The sequence below is a fragment of the Halomonas sp. SL18_1 genome (genome assembly GCF_055755715.1).
In genome coordinates this window covers 834,265-855,170 of sequence record NZ_JBVTRK010000001.1, presented here as the reverse complement: position 1 = coordinate 855,170, position 20,906 = coordinate 834,265, and the positions used below count along the sequence as shown (strand labels likewise).

Sequence of the window (20,906 nt, the reverse complement as noted above, 5' to 3'; positions counted from 1 at the left end):
AGGGAAGGCGGGACGCGATGATATCAAGCATGCTAATAACCTACACACAGAACGTAAAAGAATTCAGGGGACGGTCTTCAGGTCGAAAGCGAATAGATCGATCGGCGCTATCCGGCGGATAGGCATCGAGCATCGATGAGAACCGCGAAGGGCTCTGGGCCCCTTTCATCAAACAGGTATCATCCGACAAGGGGCCGACTAGATAAAACGTCCCAGCCCTGCCGCCACCCGTAGACGATCCATGAAGGGGGCGGCTTCGGCCCGGGCACGCTCGGCGCCTTTCTGCAGCACCCGCTCGATATGGGCGGGGTCTTCCATCAGCCCCTGGTAGCGCTCGCGCGGCTCACGCAGGTGCTCGTTGAGGTAGTCGAAGACCCGATTCTTGGCCTCGCCCCAGCCGATACCATTTTCGTAGTCGCGCCGCAGCTCGGCGCGCTGCTCCGGGGTCGCGAAGGCCGAGTAGATCTGGAACAGCGTGCAGGTGTCGGGATCCTTGGGCTCGCCCGGCTCCAGGGAGTTGGTCTTGATCTTGCGCACCAGCTTCAGCAGCTTCTTCTCGGAGACGAACAGCGGAATGGTGTTGTTGTAGCTTTTGGACATCTTGCGCCCGTCGAGGCCGTTCAGCGTCGCCACGTTGTCATCGACCACCGCCTCGGGCTGGGTGAAGTAGGCCCCCTGGTAGAGGTGGTTGAAGCGTCCGGCGATGTCGCGGGCCATCTCGATATGCTGGATCTGGTCGCGCCCCACGGGCACCCGGTGGGCGTTGAACATCAGAATGTCGGCGGCCATCAGCACCGGGTAGCCGAACAGGCCCATGGTGATGCCCTTGTCGGGGTCCTGATTGCCGGCGGCCTCGTTGTCGGCCACCGCCGCCTTGTAGGCGTGGGCCCGGTTCATCAGCCCCTTGGCGCAGACGCAAGAGAGCATCCAGGTGAGCTCAGGGATCTCGGGAATATCCGACTGCCGATAGAAGATGGCGTTGTCGGTATCCAGGCCCAGGGCCAACCAGGTGGCGGCGATCTCCAGGCGCGATGCCTGGACGCGCTTGGGGTCCTGGCACTTGATCAGCGCATGCAGATCGGCGAGGAAGTAGTAGGACTGGACCGTCGGATCCTGGCTGGCGGCGATAGCGGGCTTGATGGCGCCGACATAGTTGCCCAGATGGGGCGTACCGGTGGTGGTGATACCGGTGAGAACGCGGGTCTTCTCGGAAGCTGCACTCATGGAAAGCGGACTCTGCTGTCGGAAATGCCCGCTATGGTAACGCGAGGCCTCGATCAAGGCGACCGGCCAGGTAGGCAAGGCGGTGGCAAGTCCGCCGCGGCTTTCCCGGCGACAGGCCTTCGTGGAGGCGCTGTGAACCCATCCCTGGGCGCTACCGATGCCATCCCTGGCATCGGACCTCCACTACGGCCTGTCCCCGGCGCCGCTCGCAAGCGGCTGTACTCGACTCTCAACGCACCAGGCGGGCAGCGTCGACGCTCTCCAGGCCGAAGGCTTCGGCCACGGCGCGGTAGGTGACCTGGCCATCGTGGACGTTGAGCCCGGCTCGGAAGTGGGCGTCATCGGTCAGCGCCTGCTTCCAGCCCTTGTCGGCCAGGGCGATGACGAAGGGCATGGTGGCGTTGGTCAGCGCCTGGGTGGAGGTGCGCGCCACCGCCCCCGGCATATTGGCCACGCAGTAGTGCACCACGCCATCGACAATATAGGTCGGATCGGCGTGGGTGGTGGGCCGGCTGGTCTCGAAGCAGCCCCCCTGATCGATGGCCACATCCACCAACACGCTGCCCGGCGTCATCTCGGCGAGCATGGCGCGAGTGATCAGCTTGGGCGCGGCGGCGCCGGGAATCAGCACGGCGCCCACGATCAGGTCGCTCTCGCGCACCGCCTCGTCGATGGCATCGGCGGTGGAGAAGACCGTCTTAATGCGGCCCTGATAGCGGTCGTCGAGCACTTCCAGGCGCGGAATCGAGGTGTCCAGCACGGTGACGTCGGCGCCCAGCCCCAGCGCCATGCGTGCGGCGTTCTCGCCCACCACGCCGCCGCCGATCACCGCCACCCTGGCCGGCGCCACCCCGGGCACGCCGGGCAGCAGCACGCCGGCGCCGCCCTGGGCCTTCTCCAGGCTGTGCGCGCCGGCCTGAATGGCCATGCGCCCGGCCACGGTGCTCATCGGCGCCAAAAGCGGCAGCCCGCCCTGGGCATCGGTGACGGTCTCGTAGGCGATGCAGGTGGCCCCGCTTTGCATCAGGCCCTGGGTCAACCGCTCTTCGGCGGCGAGGTGCAGGTAGGTGAAGAGCGTCTGGCCGGCGCAAAGGCGTGCCACCTCCTCCGGCTGGGGCTCCTTGACCTTGACGATCAGCTCGGCATCGCGCCACAGCGCCTCGATGTCGCCGTTCAGCTTCGCCCCGGCGGCCTGGTAATCGCGGTCGGCGAACCCCGCTCCCTCGCCGGCACCGGCCTGCACGGCCACGGCATGGCCGCGGGCCACCAGCTCCCGGGCGCCGCTGGGGGTCAGGGCGACGCGATACTCATGGTTCTTGATCTCCTTGGGGACGGCAATCTTCATGGCACCTCCGGTGATGAAAGCGGGCAACGCTGCAGCATGCTGTCATTACAGCATAAACAGCTCATCCACGAAGGTTACACGGCATGGAATAGTAAAAAATCATATATTGCCGGCCGCCGACCGACGATTTTTCAGATTTGCAGGCACACCACCGCAAGATGCTCGGCCGACTACTCGGTCACCAGAGCCTCGCCATAGGTCGCCAGGTACTCTGCCGGCAGCCGTCTCGGCCGGCCGCTGGAAAGCTCGATGCAGGCGAAGCGGGTCCGCGCCCGCAGCAGGGTCCTGCCATCCTCGGGGCGCAAGAGCTGGAAGCGGCGGGTCAGGGTCAGGCGACCGTCGCAGCCGACGATCCAGGTGGCCAGCCGCAGCCGGTCGCCCTCGAAGGCCGGAGCAAGGTAGTCCAGCTCATGGCGGTGCACGGCCATGGCCCGGTCCAGGGCCCGATACCGGGCCAGGTCCAGTCCCAGACGCTCGGAGTGGGCCCAGCTGACCCGCTCCACCCAGCGCAGGTACTCGGCGTTGTTGGCATGGCCGTACTCGTCGATGGCCGAGGCCTCGACGCGGATATCGATCACGAACGGGTCGGGCAGATCCCAGCTCACCTCAGCGCTCCTTGTCGTCCCATTGGCGCTGCGTGCCGCAGTTCCAGCAGGCATCGAAGGCGCCCTCCAGCGGCTCGCCGCAGCCTGGACAGGTCCAGTCGGGTCGCTCGCTCACGCCTTCCAGGGCATCCTGGATCAGCGCCTCGGCCCGCTCGCGATTGTGCGGCGCGACCCACACCTCGGGTTCGCACTCGCCCAGCGGCAGCTCGCCGGCACCGCCGCCGAGGGTCATGTTGCGCAGCTCGGCGGGGATGTCGGCGGCTCTCAGCACGTTGTGCACATGGCTGACCAGCAGCGCATTGCTATGGGCGAAGACACGCACGTACTCGGGCGGCATCGGCATCAGTCCCGAAAGACGCGAACGCCCAGCGCCTTCAGATAGGCGGTCTCGGGGATCGCCGGATGCACCGGGTGGTCCGCCGCCTGGTGCCCCTGATAGATCAGTTGGCCGTGACGGTCCTGATGGCGCACCGCCCCGCGCACCACCTCCACCAGCCGCTCCGGCGCCAGATGCATGGAGCAGGAGGCAGAGAGCAGCAGGCCGTCGCGCCCCAGCAGGCGCATCGCCTCGCGGTTGAGCCGCGAATAGGCGCGCTCGCCGTTGGGAATGTCCTTGCGCTTCTTGACGAACGCCGGCGGGTCGAGGATCACCACGTCGAACTGCTCACCGTCCGCCTTGAGGGCCGCCAGGGCCTCGAAGGCATCGCCCTCGCCCACCGCCACCTGCTCATGAAGGCCGTTGAGGGCGGCATTGTCGGCGACGCGCTCCAGCGCCTGAGCGCTGGCATCCACGCAGAGCACCTCTCTGGCGCCGTGGGCGGCGGCCTGGATGCCCCACCCCCCCACGTAGCTGAACAGGTCGAGCACCCGCTTGCCCGCTACCAGGCCGTTGAGCCAGGCGCGGTTGGCGCGGTGATCGAAGAACCAACCGGTCTTCTGGCCGTCGAGCACCGGCGCCTCGAAGCGCACGCCGTTCTCCTCCAGCGGCACCGGCCCCTCAAGCGTCCCCTTGACCACCGTCACCCGGGACTCTAGCTGCTCCTGGCGGCGCCCGGAGGAGTCGTTCTTGAACACGATGACCCGAGGCGACAGCACCTTGTCCAGGGCCGCCACGACTTCCTCGGCGAGGCGCTCCATGCCCAGGGTATTGAGCTGCACCACCACCACATCGTCGAAGCGGTCGACCACCAGGCCGGGCAGCAGGTCGCCCTCGCCGTGCACCAGCCGATAGAAGGGCTTGGGATAGAGGCGTTCGCGCAGCGCCAGGGCCTGGTTGAAGCGATGCACCAGCAGCGAGCGGTCGAGGCGCATGTCGGCATCGCGGGAGACCACCCGGGCACAGATCAGCGAGTGCGGGTTGACGTAGGCCACGCCCATGGCCTTGCCGTTGGCGGCTTCCACCACCGCCTGGGCCCCGGCCTCGAAGCCTTGCAGCGGCGTGACCTGGGTGTCGACCTCGTTGGAGTAGAGCCACAGGTGGCCGGCCTTGAGGCGGCGGTCGGCGTTCTTCTTGAGGCGCAGGCGCTGGGTAACGGGGTTGGTCGTCATAAGATCGTCTCGGCTAGGCGGGCGATGGGCGCATCGGCCCGGGAAATCATCGAATCTGGCAATTCATCAGTGTTGGCAGCGACCACAGAAGACACTGGCGCGCTGCCCCAGCGTGACTCGGCGTAGCTCGGCGCCACAGCGCCGACAGGGTTCGCCGTCGCGACCGTAGACGTTGAGCCGCTGCTTGAAGTAGCCGGGTTCGCCGGTGCCGCCGACGAAGTCGCGCAGGGTGGTGCCGCCCTGCTGGATGGCCGCGGCCAGCACCTCCTTGGCCGCCGCGGCCAGCCGGTCGTAGCGCGGGCGGCTGATCCGCCCGGCGGCGCGACGGGGATCGATCCCGGCCAGAAACAGCGCCTCGGCGGCGTAGATATTGCCCACACCCACCACCACGGCATTGTCCATCAGGAAGGGTTTCACGCCGAGGCGACGCCCTCGTGACAGCGTATACAGCCGCTCACCGTCAAAGGCCTCGGAGAGCGGTTCCGGCCCCAGCCGCGCCAGCCGCGGGTCCCGTTCGGCGCTTCTCGCCAGCCAGTCGACGAAGCCGAAGCGGCGCGGGTCATGGTAGCGCAGCACGGCACCATCCTGGAGTACCAGGTCAAGGTGGTCGTGCTTCCTGGGCAGCTCCCCCAGCCGGACGATGCGCAGGCTCCCGGACATGCCCAGGTGCCAGATCAGCGCCGACGCCTCGCTCCCGGCCTCGGCCAACGGCATCAGCAGGTACTTGGCCCGCCGCCCCAGGCGACCGATATGCGCGCCCACCAGCCGGTCGATGAGATCATCCGGCACCGGCAGGCGCAGCCGCGGCTGGCGCACCACCACCTCGACGATCTCGCGCCCCTCCACGTGGGGGGCGATACCGCGGCGGGTGGTTTCGACTTCGGGCAGTTCGGGCATGGCGGCGCTCAACGGCTGGACGAGCGGAGCTCAGATACGCCTGAACCCGACCGCGGGGCCGGGTTCAGGAGGACAGGCGGGTTAGGGCCTGCGGTGGAAGCGATCAAGCCTTACTTGATCTTGGCTTCCTTATACATCACATGCTTGCGGACCACCGGATCGTACTTTTTGAACTCGAGCTTGTCCGGAGTGTTCCGCTTGTTCTTGTCGGTGGTGTAGAAGTGGCCGGTACCGGCGCTGGACACCAACTTGATCTTGTCACGCATGACTGCTGTCTCCCTGGAGTGGTTCGCTTAGACGGCTTCGCCGCGCTTGCGCAGATCGCTGAGCACCGCGTCGATGCCGCGCTTGTCGATGATGCGCATGCCCTTGGAGGAGACGCGCAGCTTGACGAAGCGACCCTCGGACTCCACCCAGAAGCGGTGGCTGTGCAGGTTCGGCAAGAAACGACGGCGGGTCTTGCGCTGGGAGTGTGAAACGTTATTACCGGTCACCGGGCGCTTGCCGGTAACCTGACATACTTTGGACATTGGAGCCTCCAACCGCTTGGCCAGGTAGATCAGTACCTGAGTGTTCAAAACCTGTCGGGCAAACCGGGCGATCCCGCGAAAGTTAACCCCAGGGAATTCAAAGGCTGCACTTTATAGCAGAGTGTGCCCCTACAGGCAACAAGTAGCCGCGTATTCTACACTCCCTACCCCCTCTCCCGCAAGCTTTCATGCCTTACGGGCTTTGCCGGCGGCAAAGAGTTACCCACCTTGATCAGCCATCGGGCCAATCTTGAGCCACACTGAAAGAGCTCGGATGGTCAAGACGTTATAAATCGCCCACCAACGTTGCCACTCCGCTGCAGGAGTAGCTTCAGCTCCGGTCCGACGCTTCCGCGACTGGAGGCCGCAAGCCTCCCGGCAGTGTTGCCGAGGTTGGCGGTCATCGCCGGCGCTGCAGCCTCCGCCGAGGCGCCAGGCGGCGCCAGTCGCGATGCGGAGCAGCGCTCCTACAGCTGCCTTTTCTTATATAGGAGTAGCTTCACTAGAGGCGCAGGCCTGTCGCCGGAACAGCCTCGAGCACTGAAGGAAAGCACTACGGGCTGCTTCGCCCGCTGAAGCGGCCTCTCACAGATTCCGGCTGCCCCATCAAAGCCAGCCGCGCTCGGCGAAGGACACCACCTCCCCATCGCCCACCACGAAGTGGTCCAGCACCCGGACCTCGAACAGCCCCAGGGCCTCGCGCAGGCGCTCGGTGATGCGCCGGTCGGCGTCGGACGGCTCGGCCACCCCGGAGGGGTGGTTGTGGGCGAAGATGATGGCCCCGGCGCCCAGCTCCAGGGCACGCTTCGCCACTTCCCGGGGATAGACCGAGGCGCTGTCCAGGGTACCGCGGAACAGCGACTCGAAGCGGATCACCCGATGCTGGCTGTCGAGAAACAGCGCGGCGAACTCCTCGTGGCCCAGGTGGCGCAGCTGCGATGCGAGATAGGCACGCACCAGCGTTGGCGATGTCAGGGCGTTGCCGCGGGCCAGCTGGCTGGCCAGGTGGCGACGCGACAGCTCCAGGGTCGCCTGCAGCTGAACGAACTTGGCCGTGCCCAGGCCGCGCTCGGCGCAGAAGCGCTCCCGCTCGGCCTCGAGCAGCGGGCGCAGGCCACCGAACGCCGTCAGCAAGTCCCGCGCCAGGTCCACCGCCGAGCGGCCGGCCACCCCCACGCGCAGAAAGATCGCCAGCAGCTCGGCATCGGACAGCGCCTCCGGCCCCAGCGCCAGCAGCTTTTCCCGGGGGCGCTCGCCCTCCGGCCAGTCACGAATCGACATCCCTGTCTCCTCCCTGGGTTGTACTCCACTCCGGCGCCAGCCACGGCCCGGAGGCATCGACGGGTGGCGCTGGCTTGCAGTGTAGTCAATCGAGGGCGACCTGCCGCGGCTGCGCGGGTGACGTCGCGGTGGTAAGGTAGGCGGTCGGATTTCACCGTGGGATTCAGCCATGTCTACGCCGTCGGATCGCCGGGACGCCGGCCGCCGGATCGCCGGCCGCAATATACTGCTTGGCATCAGTGCCGGCATCGCCGCCTACAAGAGCGCACAGCTCGCCCGCCTGCTCAAGCAGGCGGGAGCCGAGGTGCGGGTGGTCATGACCGAGGGCGCCCAGGCCTTTATTACGCCGCTGACCTTGCAGGCGCTCTCCGGCGAACCCGTCCGTACCTCGCTGCTCGACCCCGAGGCGGAGGCCGGCATGGGCCATATCGAGCTGGCCCGCTGGGCGGATCTGATCCTGATCGCCCCGGGCACCGCCGACCTGATGGCGCGCCTGGCCGCCGGCATGGCGGACGACCTGCTCACCACCCTGTGCCTGGCCAGCGACGCCGAGAAGGTCATGGCGCCGGCCATGAATCAGGCCATGTGGCGGCATGTGGCCACCCAGCGCAACGCGCAGCAGCTGATCGACGACGGCTGGCGGCTGCTGGGGCCGGACAGCGGGGACCAGGCCTGCGGCGACGTCGGCCCGGGGCGCATGCTCGAGCCCGAGGCGATCCTCACCGCCCTGGACGCCGCCGCCGACACCGGGCCTGCCGTCGGGCCGGAGCCGGCCCGGGGCCTGCATATCGTGATCACCGCCGGGCCGACCCGCGAGCCGCTGGATCCGGTGCGCTATCTCTCCAACCACAGCTCCGGCAAGATGGGCTACGCCCTGGCCGAGGCCGCCGCCGCCCTGGGTGCACGGGTCACCCTGATCAGCGGCCCGGTGTCGCTGGCGACGCCCGAAGGCGTGGAGCGCCTCGACGTGGAGACGGCCGTCGAGATGGACGAGGCCGCCCGGCGGCTCGCCGAGGGCTGCGACATCTTCATCGGCTGCGCGGCGGTGGCCGACTACCGGGCACAGACCCTGGCCGAGCACAAGATCAAAAAGACCGAGGGCGAGGACGGGCTGACCCTGAAGCTGGTCAAGAATCCCGATATCATTGCCGGCGTCGCCGCCCGCCGCGACGCGGCGACCCGCCGCCCCTTGGTGGTGGGATTCGCCGCCGAGACCCGCGACCTGGAACGCTACGCCCGCGACAAGCTGACCCGAAAGGGGCTGGACATGATCGTCGCCAACGATGTCTCCCAGGCGGGGCTCGGCTTCGGCGCCGACGACAACGCCGCCCTGCTGATGTGGCGCGACGGCGAGGGTGAAGGCGGCGAAGCGCTGGCGCCCCAGCCCAAGGCCCAGCTGGCCCTGGCCGTCATCGAGCGGGCGCTCGACTGCCTGCCCGAGCGCCCGGCCCACTGACCCCGACTGAATTCGCTGCAACGGAAGCCCCGATGACCGACACGACACCCCCTTCTTCTCTCGACCGGCCGCGGCTCGCCGTCAAGCTGCTCGACGAGCGCCTGCGCGACTACCTGCCCCGCTACGCCACCGACGGGGCAGCCGGCATGGACCTCCGCGCCCTGCTCGACGCCCCCCTGACCCTCGAACCCGGCCAGTGCGAGCTGGTGCGCACGGGCCTGGCCATCCATATCGCCGACCCCGGGCTTGCCGGCATGATCCTGCCCCGCTCGGGGCTCGGCCACAAGCACGGCATCGTGCTCGGCAACCTGGTGGGCCTGATCGACTCCGACTATCAGGGCGAGCTGATGATCTCCACCTGGAACCGCGGCAACGCTCCCTTCGTGCTGGAGCCCTTCGAGCGCCTGGCCCAGTATGTGCTGGTGCCGGTGGTGCAGGCCGAGCTCGAGGTCGTCGACGACTTCGAGGCCAGCCTGCGCGGCGTGGGCGGCTTCGGCAGCTCGGGCCGCCACTGATTGCCAAGGATACGACCCATGACAGCTGACCCGACCCCGACCGTTTCCGCCTCGATCTTCCGCGCCTACGATATTCGCGGCATCGTCGACGACACCCTCACCGAGGCGAGCGTGGAGCAGATCGGCCACGCCATCGGCAGCGAGGCCGCCGCCCGCGGCGAAGCCACCGTGGTGGTGGCCCGCGACGGCCGCCTCTCCGGGCCGCGCCTGGCCGCCGCCCTGACCCGCGGCCTCAACGCCGCCGGTCGCGACGTCATCGATATCGGCATGGTGCCCACCCCGGTGCTCTACTTCGCCACCCATGTGCTCGACGGCACCGCCTCCGGGGTGATGGTCACCGGCAGCCACAACCCCCGGACTACAACGGCTTCAAGATCGTGCTCGGCGGCGAGACCCTCTCCGGCGAGGCGATCACCTCGCTCTACCGGCGCATCGCCGACGGCGACCTGACCGAGGGCCAGGGCAGTGTGCGCGAAGAGGACGTGCGCGAGGCCTATCTGGCGCGCATCCTCGATGACGTCCGGCTCGACCGCCCGCTCAAGGCGGTGGTGGACTGCGGCAACGGCGTGGCCGGCGAGCTGGGCCCGGCGCTGATCGAGAGGCTCGGCGCCGAGACGGTCCCGCTGTTCGCCGAGATCGACGGCACCTTCCCCAACCACCATCCGGATCCGGGCAAGCCGGAAAATCTGGTCGACCTGATCCGCACCGTGAAGGAGACCGATGCCGACATCGGCCTGGCCTTCGACGGCGACGGCGACCGCCTGGGGGTGATCACCCCGCCGGCGAGCTGATCTACCCCGACCACCTGATGATGGCCTTCGCCGAGGACATGCTCTCCCGCAACCCCGGCGCCAAGGTGATCTTCGACGTCAAGTGCACCGGCAACCTGGCCCGGGTGATCGATGAGGCCGGCGGCACCCCCGAGATGTGGCGCACCGGCCACTCCCTGATCAAGGCGCGCATGAAGGAGACCGGCGCGCCGCTCGCCGGGGAGATGAGCGGGCACATCTTCTTCAAGGAACGCTGGTACGGCTTCGACGACGGCCTCTACGGCGCCGCCCGACTGCTGGAGATCCTCTCCCATCAGGGCGACGACGCCGACACCTTCTTCGCCCGCTACCCCCAGGACATCGGCACCCCGGAGATCAACGTCACCGTCACCGACGAGACCAAGTTCGAGCTCGTGGCGAAGCTGGCCCGGGAAGGCGACTTCGGCGACGACGGCGTCAAGACCACCCTGGACGGCATCCGCGTCGACTATCCCGACGGCTGGGGCCTGTGCCGGGCTTCCAACACCACCCCGGTGCTGGTGCTGCGCTTCGAGGGCAAGAGCGAGGCCGCCCTCGAGCGCATCCGTAACCGCTTCGCCAAGGCCCTGCAGCAGGTGGACCCGACCCTGTCGCTGCCGCACTGAGCGGCCGCGACCCCGCATTCGAAAGGAATCCGCTCATGACCGAACAGACCCGCGACCCCCGCCTGGTAGTCGAGGTACTCTCCGAGGCGCTGCCCTATATCCAGCGCTTCTCCGGCAAGACCGTGGTGGTCAAGTACGGCGGCAACGCCATGACCGAGGACACCCTGATCGACTCCTTCGCCCGCAACATGGTGCTGATGAAGGAGGTGGGCATCAATCCGGTGGTGGTCCACGGCGGCGGCCCGCAGATCGGCGACCTCCTGGCCAAGCTCAAGATCGAGTCGCGCTTCGTCAATGGCATGCGGGTCACCGACGCCGAGACCATGGACGTGGTAGAGATGGTACTGGGCGGGCTGGTCAACAAGGGCATCGTCAACCTGATCAACCAGTGCGGCGGCAAGGCGATCGGTCTGACCGGCAAGGACGGCAGTCAGATCCGCGCCCGCCAGCTCAAGGTGGAGCATCAGACCCCGGAGATGACCGTCCCGAGATCATCGACATCGGTCACGTCGGCGAGGTGGAGCATATCTCCACGGACCTCATCGAGATGCTCGCCGAGCGGGACTTCATTCCGGTGATCGCGCCCATCGGCGTCGACGAGGCGGGGCACAGCTACAACATCAACGCCGACCTGGTGGCCGGCAAGGTGGCCGAGGCGCTCTGTGCCGAGAAGCTGATGCTGCTGACCAACGTGGCCGGGCTGATGAACGCCGAGGGCGAGGTGCTCACCGGGCTCACCACCGCCCAGGTGGACGCCCTGATCGCCGACGGGACCATCCACGGCGGCATGCTGCCCAAGATCCGCTGCGCCCTGGAAGCGGTCAAGGGCGGCGTGGCCAGCGCCCATATCATCGACGGCCGGGTGCCTCATGCCACCCTGCTGGAGATCTTCACCAACGCCGGTGTCGGCACCCTGATCACCGACGCCGAGTCGCCGGGCCAGGGCGCTGACTGACCCCGCAGCCTGGTCCGGGCGGTGACGCTCGAATCAGGATGTCGCAAGGCTCATCATCGAATCGGACAACCAAGAAGAACCGACCAACATGACGCAGGCAACTCCCCCTCCCAGCCGGCGCGAGCAGATCCTGCAGGCGCTCGCCCTGATGCTGGAGGAAGACAGTGGAAAACGCATCACCATCGCGGCCCTGGCCCGGCAAGTGGGCGTCTCCGAGGCCGCGCTCTATCGCCACTTTCCCAGCAAGGCGCGGATGTTCGAAGGGCTGATCGGCTTCATCGAGGAGTCGCTGTTCGAACGCATTACCCGTATCCTGGAGGAGGTACCCGAGGCGGTGCCACGCTGCGGGCAGATTCTTACCCTGCTGCTCGCCTTCGCCGAGAAGAACCCGGGGCTTTCGCGGCTGCTCGACGGCGGCGTGCTCACCGGTGAGACGGCGCGGCTGCGGCTGCGTATCCACCAGCTGTTCGAGCGCCTCGAGACCCAGCTCAAGCAGGTGCTGCGCGAGGCCGAGCTGCGCGAGGGGCGTCGCACCCGGCTACCGGCCTCGGCCACCGCCAACCTGCTGCTGGCCCACGCCGAGGGGCGCATCGCGCAGTACGTGCGCAGCGACTTCCAGCGCCGCCCCACCGAGCACTGGGAGGATCAGTGGGCGCTGCTCTCGGCCCAGCTGCTGCGAGAGAGCCCGCAGACGGTATAAAGGAAAGGTTCATCGCAGACTGGCGTGAACTTACCCTGTAGGAGGGAGCTTCAGCTCGCGAAGTAGCGCGCAGCGCTACCCATGGGGCGCCTGCGGCGCCTTCGCCCGGCAGAGCCGGCCTCCCACCATAAAGCCTGCCAAGCATGTTCACGCTAAAGCGCGAAGCGCCAAACGAAAAGGAGCAAGCCAAGGGGTTACCTTGAGGCTTGCTCCTCGTCGCTTGTCACTCGGTGCTCTTACGCCGCCAGGGTATCGCCCAGCTGCTGCTTGAGCTTCTTCATGGCGTTCTTTTCAAGCTGGCGGATGCGCTCGGCGGAGACGCCGTAGACGTCGGCCAGCTCGTGCAGGGTCGCCTTGTCCTCTCCCAGCCAGCGCTGCTGCAGGATATCGCGGGAGCGATCGTCCAGGGCCGAGAGCGCGGTCTGTAGCCGGCGACTGGCATCGTCTTCCCAGTCGCTGTCCTCCAGCTGCGAGGCCGGATCCGCGCCGGTGTCGTCCAGGAAATGCACCGGCGCCTGGTAGGCCGACTCTTCGTCGTCACCGGGCGAGGCATCGAAGCCGGCATCGTGGGCCGACAGCCGCCCCTCCATCTCGCGCACCACCTCCGGCTTGACGTCGAGGTCCTTGGCGATGGCGTCGACCTCGTCGTTGTTGAGCCAGGCCAGGCGCTTCTTGGCGCTGCGCAGGTTGAAGAACAGCTTGCGCTGGGCCTTGGTGGTGGCGATCTTGACGATGCGCCAGTTGCGCAGCACGAACTCGTGAATCTCGGCCTTGATCCAGTGCACGGCGAAGGAGACCAGGCGCACGCCCTGGTTGGGATCGAAACGCTTGACCGCCTTCATCAGGCCGACGTTGCCTTCCTGGATGAGGTCGGCCTGGGCCAGCCCGTAGCCGGAGTAGCTGCGCGCGATATGCACGACGAAGCGCAGGTGCGACAGCACCAGACGGCGCGCCGCTTCCAGGTCGCCCTCGTCGTGCAGGCGAAAGGCCAGCTCGCGCTCCTCCTCGGCGGTCAGCATCGGAATGGTGTTGACCGCCTGGATGTACCCGTTCAGGTCATGCCCTGGGGATAGTTGACCCACCGGCAGAAGACTGGTGCTCATGTGCAGGGTGTCTCCCTTTGAACCGTACATGCATGGTATTCGGTGTCGCCGCCTTTGACGGCAGCTGACGAAGATCGTTCCGTCCTGGCTGGCGCGGCGGGGAGATGCCTTGCGCCCGCCCCTCGCTAGCGAGGCCGCACCTGGGCCAGGTGGCGGCTTACGGCGATCCAGGCGCCCAGCCAGCCTAGTAGTGTACTGCACAACAGCAGGATTGCCGAGCCCTGACCGCCTAGCCGAGGCAGCTGGTAGGCGGCGCCATAGCTGGCGGCCAGGGCGCTGACCGGGGCCGCCAGCCACTCGTTGCCAAGCGCCAACAGCCCCCAGGCGAAGAGCCCGCCGCCCAGGCCGTACCAGGCGCCGCTGTAGAGGAAGGGGCGCCGCACGAAGGCATGGGTGGCGCCGATCAGCATCACCACCTCGATCTCCTGGCGGCGGCTCTCCACCGCCAGGCGAATGGTGTTGCCCACCACCAGCAGCACCCCCAGGCCGAACAGCACGCCCAACGCCAACGCCACCCGGTGGCCGAGCTCGGCCAGATGGCGCAGCCGCTCGAGCCAGGCCAGGTCGAGGCGCACCTCCTCGATGCCGGATAGCGCCTCCAGCTCCCCGGCCAGCTCACGCACCGCCTGGGGCGCCGGGTCACCGGGCGTCACCACCACGCTGGCCGGCAGCGGGTTATCGTCCAGCCGCCCCAGGGCATCGGCCAGGCCCAGCGCCTGCTGGAACTCCGCCATGCCCTCGGCGGCGGTGATCAGCCGGGTTCGCACGACCGCCGGCTGGGCACCGATGGCTTCCTCGATGCGGGTCGCCTGGGCATCGTCGACGTGCGGCTCCAGGTAGGCGGTCAGGGTGGCGCTCTCGCCCAGCTCGGCGTCGAGCAGCCGGGCGCTGTCCAGGGCCAGCCAGAGAGCGGCCGGCAGCACCAGGGCGATGGCGATGGCCAGCATGGTCAGCAGGCTGCCGACGGGGAAGCGAATCAGCCAGCGAGCGCTGTCCAGGCACATGGCTCGGTGGTGGCGCCCCCAGGCGCGCAGGCGGCTGCCGGACCCGGGGAGGGGCTGCGCGCCCCACGGGGTGCCTGGCGGGCGGCATCCCGGCTCATGCGGCGTCCTCGTCGGCCACCAGGCGCCCGTCGCGCAGTCGCAGGATCCGATGGCGCAGGCGGGCGATCAGCGCCAGGTCGTGGCTGGCGATCATCACCGTGGTGCCGATGCGATTGAAGTCCTCGAACAGCGCCATGATATCGGCGGAGAGCTGAGGATCGAGGTTGCCCGTGGGCTCGTCGGCGAGCAGCAGGGACGGCTTGTTGACCACCGCCCGGGCGATCCCCACCCGCTGCTGCTCGCCCCCGGAGAGCTCGATGGGCAGCGCCCTCTCGCGATGCAGCAGGCCCACCTTGTCCAGGGCCGCCCGCACCCGGCGCGCGGCCTCGCGCGGCTCGACGCCACGAATCTCCAGGGGCAGAGCCACGTTATGATAGATCGAGCGATCGAAGAGCAGTTGATGGTCCTGGAAGACCACGCCGATCTGACGCCGATAGAAGGGGACCTGGCTCGCATGCAGCCGGGCGATGTCGTGGCCGGCCACCAGCACCCGACCGCGGGTGGGGCGCTCCAGGCGCATGATCAGGCGCAGCAGCGAACTCTTGCCCGCTCCCGAGTGGCCCGTGAGAAACACCATCTCGCCGCGGCGCACGCGGAAGTCGAGGTTGGCCAGCGCCTCGAAGCGTCCGCCGTAGCGCTTGCCCACGTGCTCGAAGACGATCATGCCGAGTCGGCATCACGCTCGTCGCCCCGGTCGAACAGGGCATCGACGAAGTCGCGGGCCGCGAAGGGCCGCAGATCATCCAAGGACTCGCCCACCCCAATGAAGCGAATCGGCGTGCCGAGCTGCTTGGCCAGGGCGAAGATGATACCGCCTTTGGCGGTACCGTCGAGCTTGGTCAGGGTGATGCCGGTCACCGGCACCGCCTCGTTGAAGGTGCTCGCCTGGGAGAGCGCGTTCTGCCCGGTGCCGGCGTCGAGCACCAGCATCACCTCGTGGGGAGCCGCGGCATCCACCTTGGCCATCACCCGATGCACCTTCTTGAGCTCCTCCATGAGGTGCGACTTGTTGTGCAGCCGCCCGGCGGTATCGGCGATCAGCACGTCGATGCCCCGCGCCTTGGCGGCCGACACCGCGTCGAAGATCACCGAGGCGCTGTCGGCACCGGTGTGCTGGGCGATCACCGGCACCTCGTTGCGCTCGCCCCACACTTTGAGCTGCTCCACCGCGGCGGCCCGGAAGGTGTCGCCGGCAGCCAGCATCACGCTTCTGCCCTCGCGCTGGAAGCGCTGGGTCAGTTTGCCGATGGTGGTGGTCTTCCCGACGCCGTTGACGCCCACCACCAGGATCACGAAGGGCCCTTCGCCCTTGGAGGGCAGCGTCAGCGGCAAGGCCACGGGGTCGAGCATGGCGCCGAGCTCCTCCTGCAGCGCCCCATAGAGGGCCTGGGGATCCTTGAGCTCCTTGCGCGACACCCGCTCGGTGAGGCGGTCAATGATCTCGGTGGTGGCCTCGATGCCCACGTCGGCCATCAGCAGCTGCGTCTCGAGGTCCTCGAGCAGCTCATCATCGATCTGCTTCTTGCCGAGAAAGAGCCCGGCGATGCCATCGGTGAGATTGGCCCGGGTCTTGCCGAGACCGGCACGAATACGTGCGAACCAGCCCTTCTTCTCGGAGACCGGCTTCTCCTGCAGCGGCGTGCGTCGCGGCTCTGGCTCCGGCTCCGGCTCCGGCGGCGACTGTGGCTCGGGCTGAGGCTCGGGCTGAGGCTCGGGCGTCAGCGACTCTCCGCGCAGCACCGCATTCTCCTCTTCCCGGTCGAACGCATCGACCGCCTCGGTGCGCTCCCGCGCCTCATCCGCCGCGGGACCGGCCATGGCGCACTCCTCGGCGCGTGGCGCCTCGACCACATCGGGCTCGGCGGGCGCTGGTTGGTCCTCGACCGGCTCGGTGGACACGGCCTCTGCCGGTGCTTCACTCGCCGCTGTCGGCGCCTCCTCGGCGGGGGGACCTCGCGCGTCCTCTCCTCCTCGGGCTGCGGCGACCGCTGATCGTTCTGCTCGTCCTGCTGCTGTTCCTGCTGCTTCTTGCGCTTGAAAAAACCGAACATGGGGGAATTCAACCTCACGGGTGAATGATCGCTACATCCTAACACCGCGCATCATGACTGTGGACAAAGCGGCAGGTACAATTCGCGACCATGACCCGACGCCGCCCTCCCCCTCGTTCGCGCCCCCTCGCCGGCGCTCGCTCGCCCAAGGGCGCCGGCCGCCGGAGCGCCGGCCGCCGGAGCGCCGGCCGCCGGGACGCCGGCCGCCTGCGAATCATCGGCGGCGAATTCCGCCGGCGAGTGCTGCCGGTACTCGACAGCCCCGGCCTGCGCCCGACCCCCGACCGGGTGCGCGAGACGCTCTACAACTGGCTGACCACGGCCACGCCCGGCGCCCGGGTGCTGGATCTCTTTGCCGGCACCGGAGCGCTGGGCCTGGAGTCGCTCTCCCGCGGCGCCCGGGAGGCGCGATTCGTCGAGCGCGACCCCCGCATCGCCGCGGCACTGGCCGATAACCTGGTCACCCTGGGCATCACGACACGCGCCCAGGTGGTCACCGCCGATGCGCTCGACTTCCTCGCCCAGCCCCCACGCCCTTCACTCTGGTGCTGCTTGACCCGCCCTTCCGCCAGGGACTCGCCGCCCCCTGCTGCGCGGCCCTGGAGACGGGCTGGCTGGCAGAAGACGCCTTCATCTATCTGGAGACCGAGGCCGAGCTGACCCCGGCAGTGCCCGAGCACTGGGTACTGCATCGCGAGGTGCGCGCCGGCGATAGCCACGGGCGACTCTTCCGCCGGCTGGGAGACAGCTGACTTAAGAGGGTGATGGCGTCAGGGCCGGCGCCGACGCGGACAAGGCCGCCAAGGGATGCTTGCCGAGCCACAGCCGGCGGCGTTACGCTGCGCCTCGGGAATTCAGCGGCGGGCAGGGGCTCGCCCAGCAGGCATTGTCAGGAGAACAGGATGAGCACCGAACTCTTCAACCGGCTCGAGCAGAAAGTCACCAGCGCCGTGGAGGCCCTGGAACTGCTGAAGATGGAAGCCGAGGAGCTGCGCGAAGAAAACAGCCGTCTCAAGCAGGAGCGCGAGGAGTGGCATCGCCGCATCGAGGCCCTGCTGGGCAAGTTCGATGAGGCGGAGGTGGAAACCAGCCGCTGAGGCCGCCTCGGCCCGCCTATCCCGCCAACGGGCGCGACATCAGCACGGCGTCCTCTCGGGGCTCGCCCGCCGACAGCGGCGGGTAGTAGCCGCGCCGCCGGCCGTCCTCGGCGAAACCTGCCCGCTGATACAGCGCGATGGCGGCGCGATTGCCGGCCCGGACTTCCAGCAGCAGCCGCTCGCTGCGCCAGGCCAGTGCCTGCTCGATCGCCGCCGCCAGCAGCCGCGCCGCCAGGCCGCGCCGGCGCCAGGCGGGCCGCACCAGGATCGCCTCGAGCTCGGCCTCGAAGGGCAGCCTGGCGACCACCGCATGGCCCACCAGCTCGCCTTCCGCCCCCTCGATCGCCAGCACGCAGTGCGCCGCATCGTCCAGCGCGGCGCGCAGCTGCTGGCCCGACCAAGGGCGCGGCTGGGCCGCCTGCTCCAGCGCCGTCAGGCGCGCCAGGTCGGAGGCCCCCAGGCGGCGCAGCCGAAGCTCAGCCGTCTTGAGGCGCATTGCCTTGGGTCGCGCCGATGCCAAGCCAGGCATCCCGCCAGCCAGCCAGGGTCGGCCAGAGGTCGCGCTTAGCCTGGGCGCTGCCGGCCAGCGTCTCCAGGGCGGGGCCCTGCCAGCCGGGCAGCGCCAGCAGCTCGCAGCGACCGTCCTCGAGATTCAGCAGCCGATCCAGCGTCTCGTCACGACCGAACACCAGCACCCGCTCCGGCGCCCAGCCGCGACGCCCGGCCCCTTCGATAAAAGCACACAGCCCTTCACGCGCCTCTTCCAGCGGCGCCTCCACCGGCAGCCCTTCCACCTGCGGCCAGTGGAACGCCTGAAAGGCGGGCGGCTGCTCGGGCACCACCCCGGCGGCACGCAGCAGGTTGCCCAGCAGCCGCAGCGCCACGGCATCCGGCGCCCGCGAGCCCGGCAACAGCAGCAGCCAGCGGCCGTCGAGGCAGGCCACCTGCAGGTCGAAGCGCAGCGGTTCGGGGGCGGGGGCCGCCGCCTCCGAGCCCCGGGGCGATTCGGCCAGCGACGTCGACGATGGCGCGCCCTCCGGCACCTCGCCGCCCAGCAGCTGTCGGGCGCGCCCGGGGCCACGCGACTCACGGGGCGGAACCGGCACAGGGGCCGGCGCGGGCAGCGTCTCGCGCGGCTCATCGAGCAGCGCATGCAACCGCTCGCCGGGCGGTGTCGGCTCGGGGGCGGCCGGCAGCTCCCAGTCGCAGGCCTCGCTGGGCCTGGCGTTGGGCAGCCGATAGCGGGCCACCCAGGCCGTCAGGCCCATGGCCTCCAGGTACTGCAGGCGATGCGGCTCGGCTGTCACGCGCCGGCGCCGCTGCAGTTGGGCGACGCCGGTCGGTCCTCGCCGCGGGCGACCCACTCCTCGGGCGTGTAGAGATGCAGCGCCAGGGCGTGTACCGGCCCGGCGAGCTCGTCGGCCAGCTTCGCATAGACCTGCTGATGGCGCTTGACCGGCATCAGGCCCTCGAAGCGGGAGGATACCAGGGTGACCTTGAAGTGGGTCTCGGAGTTGGCGGGCACGGCGTGCCGGTGGCTCTCGTTTTCCACCGCCAGATGGGTGGGCTCGAGGGCCTGCAGCTTCTGTTCAATCTCGGCCTGAATGCTCATGGGGGCTCCTCGATGGTGGCTGTGAGGCCATTGTACTCTCTTGGCCGGCGCCCGACGACGCCAGCCGCTGCGCGGCACCGGCCAGCGGTACCCGGGCCAGGCTGGCCGCCAGCGCCAGCGCGCAGGCCGCGCAGCCCAGCCACAGCGTGGTCTGCACCGGCGCTCCGCCGGCCAGGAAGGCGCCGACCAGCGCCACCCCCAGCGACTGCCCCACGGTACGCGAGGTGCTCATGATGCCGGAGGCGTTGGCGCTGCGCTCGCGGGGCACGCAGCCCATCAGCTCGCGGTTGTTGGGCGGCTGGAAGAGCCCGAAGCCGACCCCGCATAGCGCCATGCGCCACAGCACCTCGACCACGCCGGCCTCGGCATCGAGCCCCGCCAGCAGCGCCAGCCCCAGCAGCAGCAGGGCGAGCCCGGCGCTGGCCAGCAGGCTGGGATTGACGCGGTCGGCCAGTCGCCCGGCCCGAGGCCCCACCAGCATGATCGCCAACGGCCAGGGAGTGAACAGCCAGGCGGTCTGCAGCGGCGTAAAGCCCATCTCCTGCTGAAACAGAAAGGAGAGCGCCACGAAGGCCAGCCCCTGACCGACGAAGGCACTCCCTTGTGCGGCCAGGGCCAGGCTGAAGCGCCGCTCGCCGAAGATATCCAGCGGCATCAGCGGATACCGGGCAAGACGCTGGCGCCGCAGGAAAAGCAGCGCGGCCGCCAGGCCTGCGCCCAACCAGGCCGCCACCTGCCCGGCCGGCATGCCATGGCCGAGGCCGTCCATGGCCAGGAAGAAGCCGCACAGCATGGTCACGGAGAGCAGCGCCCCCACCAGGTCGAAGCCAGCCTGCCGTCCCGGCTCCCGGGGCAGTGCCCGCCAGGCCAGGGTCACCGCCACCGCACCCAGCGGCAGGTGCAGGGCGAACAGCCACGGCCAGTCCGCCACCGAGAGCAGCACGCCGCCGATGGCCGGCCCCGCCGCATAGCCCCGGCCACCACCATGGCCGAGAGCCCCAGCGCCGAGCCCAGCAGCCGCGAGGGAAAGATCTGCCGATAGATGGAGGGACCGATGGAAAGCGTGGCCGCGGCTCCCAGCCCCTGCAGGGCGCGGAACACCAGCAGGGCTTCGAGGCTGCTGGAGAGCGCAGCGCCCAGCGCCGCGAGGGTGAAAACGCCCACCCCGGCCACATAGAGTCGCCGCCGGCCGAGCAGCTGACTGAGCGCGGCGAACACCAGCAGAAAGGCCGCACAGCTGATCTGGAAGAGGTTGGTGACCCATACCGCCCGGGAGGCCGGCACCTCGAGGGCGGCGGCGATGGAAGGCAGGGCGATATTGACCATGGTGACATCCACCACCGCCATCAGCGTGCCCAGGATCAGCGCCAGCACGGCCAGGCGCCGCTCGGGGCCGGGCAGGCCGTCGTCGCCGGGGCGGGTGTCGAAGAGTCGACTCATCTTGGGGTCCTAACGAAGAAAACCGGCCGC

General features: G+C 68.8%; 21 protein-coding genes and 4 pseudogenes. 7 read left to right on the top strand and 18 right to left on the bottom strand.

Annotated features, from left to right (window positions below; genetic code table 11):
• Positions 1–198: 198 nt before the first annotated feature.
• From trpS to radC, 9 genes are all read right to left on the bottom strand, one after another.
• A complete protein-coding gene (trpS, locus tag ACSJDS_RS04375; protein ID WP_473032240.1) occupies positions 199–1,224 on the bottom strand; it encodes a tryptophan--tRNA ligase in 1,026 nt (341 codons plus the stop codon).
• Positions 1,225–1,453: 229 nt separating this feature from the next.
• Positions 1,454–2,569 (bottom strand): alanine dehydrogenase, encoded by a 1,116-nt coding sequence (ald, locus tag ACSJDS_RS04370; protein ID WP_473032239.1) that lies wholly within the window; start codon positions 2,567–2,569, stop codon positions 1,454–1,456.
• Positions 2,570–2,739: 170 nt separating this feature from the next.
• Positions 2,740–3,174, bottom strand: coding sequence for an acyl-CoA thioesterase (locus ACSJDS_RS04365; RefSeq protein ID WP_473032238.1), 435 nt, complete (start codon positions 3,172–3,174; stop codon positions 2,740–2,742).
• Position 3,175: 1 nt separating this feature from the next.
• On the bottom strand, positions 3,176–3,511 hold the full coding sequence (locus ACSJDS_RS04360) for a putative signal transducing protein (RefSeq protein ID WP_473032237.1): 336 nt from the start codon (positions 3,509–3,511) through the stop codon (positions 3,176–3,178).
• Between the two features lie 5 nt (positions 3,512–3,516).
• A complete protein-coding gene (locus tag ACSJDS_RS04355; protein ID WP_473032236.1) occupies positions 3,517–4,722 on the bottom strand; it encodes a class I SAM-dependent rRNA methyltransferase in 1,206 nt (401 codons plus the stop codon).
• 66 nt (positions 4,723–4,788) lie between these two features.
• Complete coding sequence (gene mutM, locus ACSJDS_RS04350) at positions 4,789–5,619, bottom strand: bifunctional DNA-formamidopyrimidine glycosylase/DNA-(apurinic or apyrimidinic site) lyase (protein ID WP_473032235.1); 831 nt, start codon at positions 5,617–5,619, stop codon at positions 4,789–4,791.
• Positions 5,620–5,729: 110 nt separating this feature from the next.
• On the bottom strand, positions 5,730–5,885 hold the full coding sequence (gene rpmG, locus ACSJDS_RS04345) for a 50S ribosomal protein L33 (protein WP_016417370.1): 156 nt from the start codon (positions 5,883–5,885) through the stop codon (positions 5,730–5,732).
• Between the two features lie 27 nt (positions 5,886–5,912).
• On the bottom strand, positions 5,913–6,149 hold the full coding sequence (rpmB, locus tag ACSJDS_RS04340) for a 50S ribosomal protein L28 (protein ID WP_473032234.1): 237 nt from the start codon (positions 6,147–6,149) through the stop codon (positions 5,913–5,915).
• A gap of 606 nt (positions 6,150–6,755) precedes the next feature.
• On the bottom strand, positions 6,756–7,430 hold the full coding sequence (gene radC, locus ACSJDS_RS04335; protein WP_473032233.1) for a RadC family protein: 675 nt from the start codon (positions 7,428–7,430) through the stop codon (positions 6,756–6,758).
• A gap of 169 nt (positions 7,431–7,599) precedes the next feature.
• Here radC and coaBC point away from each other — a divergent pair, with 169 nt between their 5' ends.
• From coaBC to slmA, 5 genes and pseudogenes are all read left to right on the top strand, one after another.
• Complete coding sequence (gene coaBC, locus ACSJDS_RS04330; protein ID WP_473032232.1) at positions 7,600–8,886, top strand: bifunctional phosphopantothenoylcysteine decarboxylase/phosphopantothenate--cysteine ligase CoaBC; 1,287 nt, start codon at positions 7,600–7,602, stop codon at positions 8,884–8,886.
• A gap of 32 nt (positions 8,887–8,918) precedes the next feature.
• Positions 8,919–9,401, top strand: coding sequence for a dUTP diphosphatase (gene dut, locus ACSJDS_RS04325; RefSeq protein ID WP_473032231.1), 483 nt, complete (start codon positions 8,919–8,921; stop codon positions 9,399–9,401).
• Between the two features lie 18 nt (positions 9,402–9,419).
• Positions 9,420–10,815, top strand: a pseudogene (locus ACSJDS_RS04320) (phosphomannomutase/phosphoglucomutase).
• 35 nt (positions 10,816–10,850) lie between these two features.
• Positions 10,851–11,770 (top strand): annotated as a pseudogene (gene argB, locus ACSJDS_RS04315) (acetylglutamate kinase).
• 88 nt (positions 11,771–11,858) lie between these two features.
• Complete coding sequence (gene slmA / locus ACSJDS_RS04310; RefSeq protein ID WP_473032230.1) at positions 11,859–12,470, top strand: nucleoid occlusion factor SlmA; 612 nt, start codon at positions 11,859–11,861, stop codon at positions 12,468–12,470.
• Between the two features lie 236 nt (positions 12,471–12,706).
• Here the strand turns inward: slmA and rpoH are convergent, their stop codons facing one another.
• The 4 genes and pseudogenes from rpoH to ftsY all read right to left on the bottom strand — a co-directional run bounded on the left by rpoH (position 12,707) and on the right by ftsY (position 16,727).
• Positions 12,707–13,573 carry an RNA polymerase sigma factor RpoH gene (gene rpoH, locus ACSJDS_RS04305; RefSeq protein WP_473032229.1) on the bottom strand — a complete coding sequence of 289 codons (867 nt, stop codon included), beginning with the start codon at positions 13,571–13,573 and terminating at the stop codon, positions 12,707–12,709.
• 125 nt (positions 13,574–13,698) lie between these two features.
• Positions 13,699–14,577, bottom strand: a complete 879-nt coding sequence (gene ftsX / locus ACSJDS_RS04300) for a permease-like cell division protein FtsX (RefSeq protein ID WP_473032228.1) — start codon at positions 14,575–14,577, stop codon at positions 13,699–13,701.
• A 94-nt stretch (positions 14,578–14,671) separates the two neighbouring features.
• A complete protein-coding gene (gene ftsE / locus ACSJDS_RS04295; protein ID WP_473032227.1) occupies positions 14,672–15,340 on the bottom strand; it encodes a cell division ATP-binding protein FtsE in 669 nt (222 codons plus the stop codon).
• Positions 15,337–16,727 (bottom strand): annotated as a pseudogene (gene ftsY, locus ACSJDS_RS04290) (signal recognition particle-docking protein FtsY). The gene ftsE and the pseudogene ftsY overlap by 4 nt, the downstream one beginning before the upstream one ends.
• Positions 16,728–16,817: 90 nt before the next feature.
• Here ftsY and rsmD point away from each other — a divergent pair.
• Together rsmD and ACSJDS_RS04280 are read left to right on the top strand one after the other, a co-directional pair.
• Positions 16,818–17,479, top strand: a pseudogene (gene rsmD, locus ACSJDS_RS04285) (16S rRNA (guanine(966)-N(2))-methyltransferase RsmD).
• Between the two features lie 150 nt (positions 17,480–17,629).
• Positions 17,630–17,824, top strand: a complete 195-nt coding sequence (locus ACSJDS_RS04280; RefSeq protein ID WP_473032226.1) for a cell division protein ZapB — start codon at positions 17,630–17,632, stop codon at positions 17,822–17,824.
• 16 nt (positions 17,825–17,840) lie between these two features.
• Here the strand turns inward: ACSJDS_RS04280 and rimI are convergent, their stop codons facing one another.
• From rimI to ACSJDS_RS04255, 5 genes are read right to left on the bottom strand one after another with little or no spacing between them, the layout of a single operon-like run.
• Complete coding sequence (gene rimI, locus ACSJDS_RS04275) at positions 17,841–18,320, bottom strand: ribosomal protein S18-alanine N-acetyltransferase (RefSeq protein ID WP_473032225.1); 480 nt, start codon at positions 18,318–18,320, stop codon at positions 17,841–17,843.
• Positions 18,301–19,131: a hypothetical protein gene (locus ACSJDS_RS04270; protein WP_473032224.1), complete on the bottom strand. Its 831-nt coding sequence runs from the start codon at positions 19,129–19,131 to the stop codon at positions 18,301–18,303. Before ACSJDS_RS04270 ends, rimI begins: the two co-directional genes overlap by 20 nt.
• Positions 19,128–19,436, bottom strand: a complete 309-nt coding sequence (locus ACSJDS_RS04265) for a BolA family protein (RefSeq protein WP_473032223.1) — start codon at positions 19,434–19,436, stop codon at positions 19,128–19,130. Before ACSJDS_RS04265 ends, ACSJDS_RS04270 begins: the two co-directional genes overlap by 4 nt.
• Positions 19,414–20,388, bottom strand: a complete 975-nt coding sequence (locus ACSJDS_RS04260; RefSeq protein WP_473034976.1) for an MFS transporter — start codon at positions 20,386–20,388, stop codon at positions 19,414–19,416. Before ACSJDS_RS04260 ends, ACSJDS_RS04265 begins: the two co-directional genes overlap by 23 nt.
• Complete coding sequence (locus ACSJDS_RS04255; protein WP_473032222.1) at positions 20,310–20,876, bottom strand: MFS transporter; 567 nt, start codon at positions 20,874–20,876, stop codon at positions 20,310–20,312. The genes ACSJDS_RS04260 and ACSJDS_RS04255 overlap by 79 nt, the downstream gene beginning before the upstream one ends.
• Positions 20,877–20,906 lie beyond the last annotated feature (30 nt).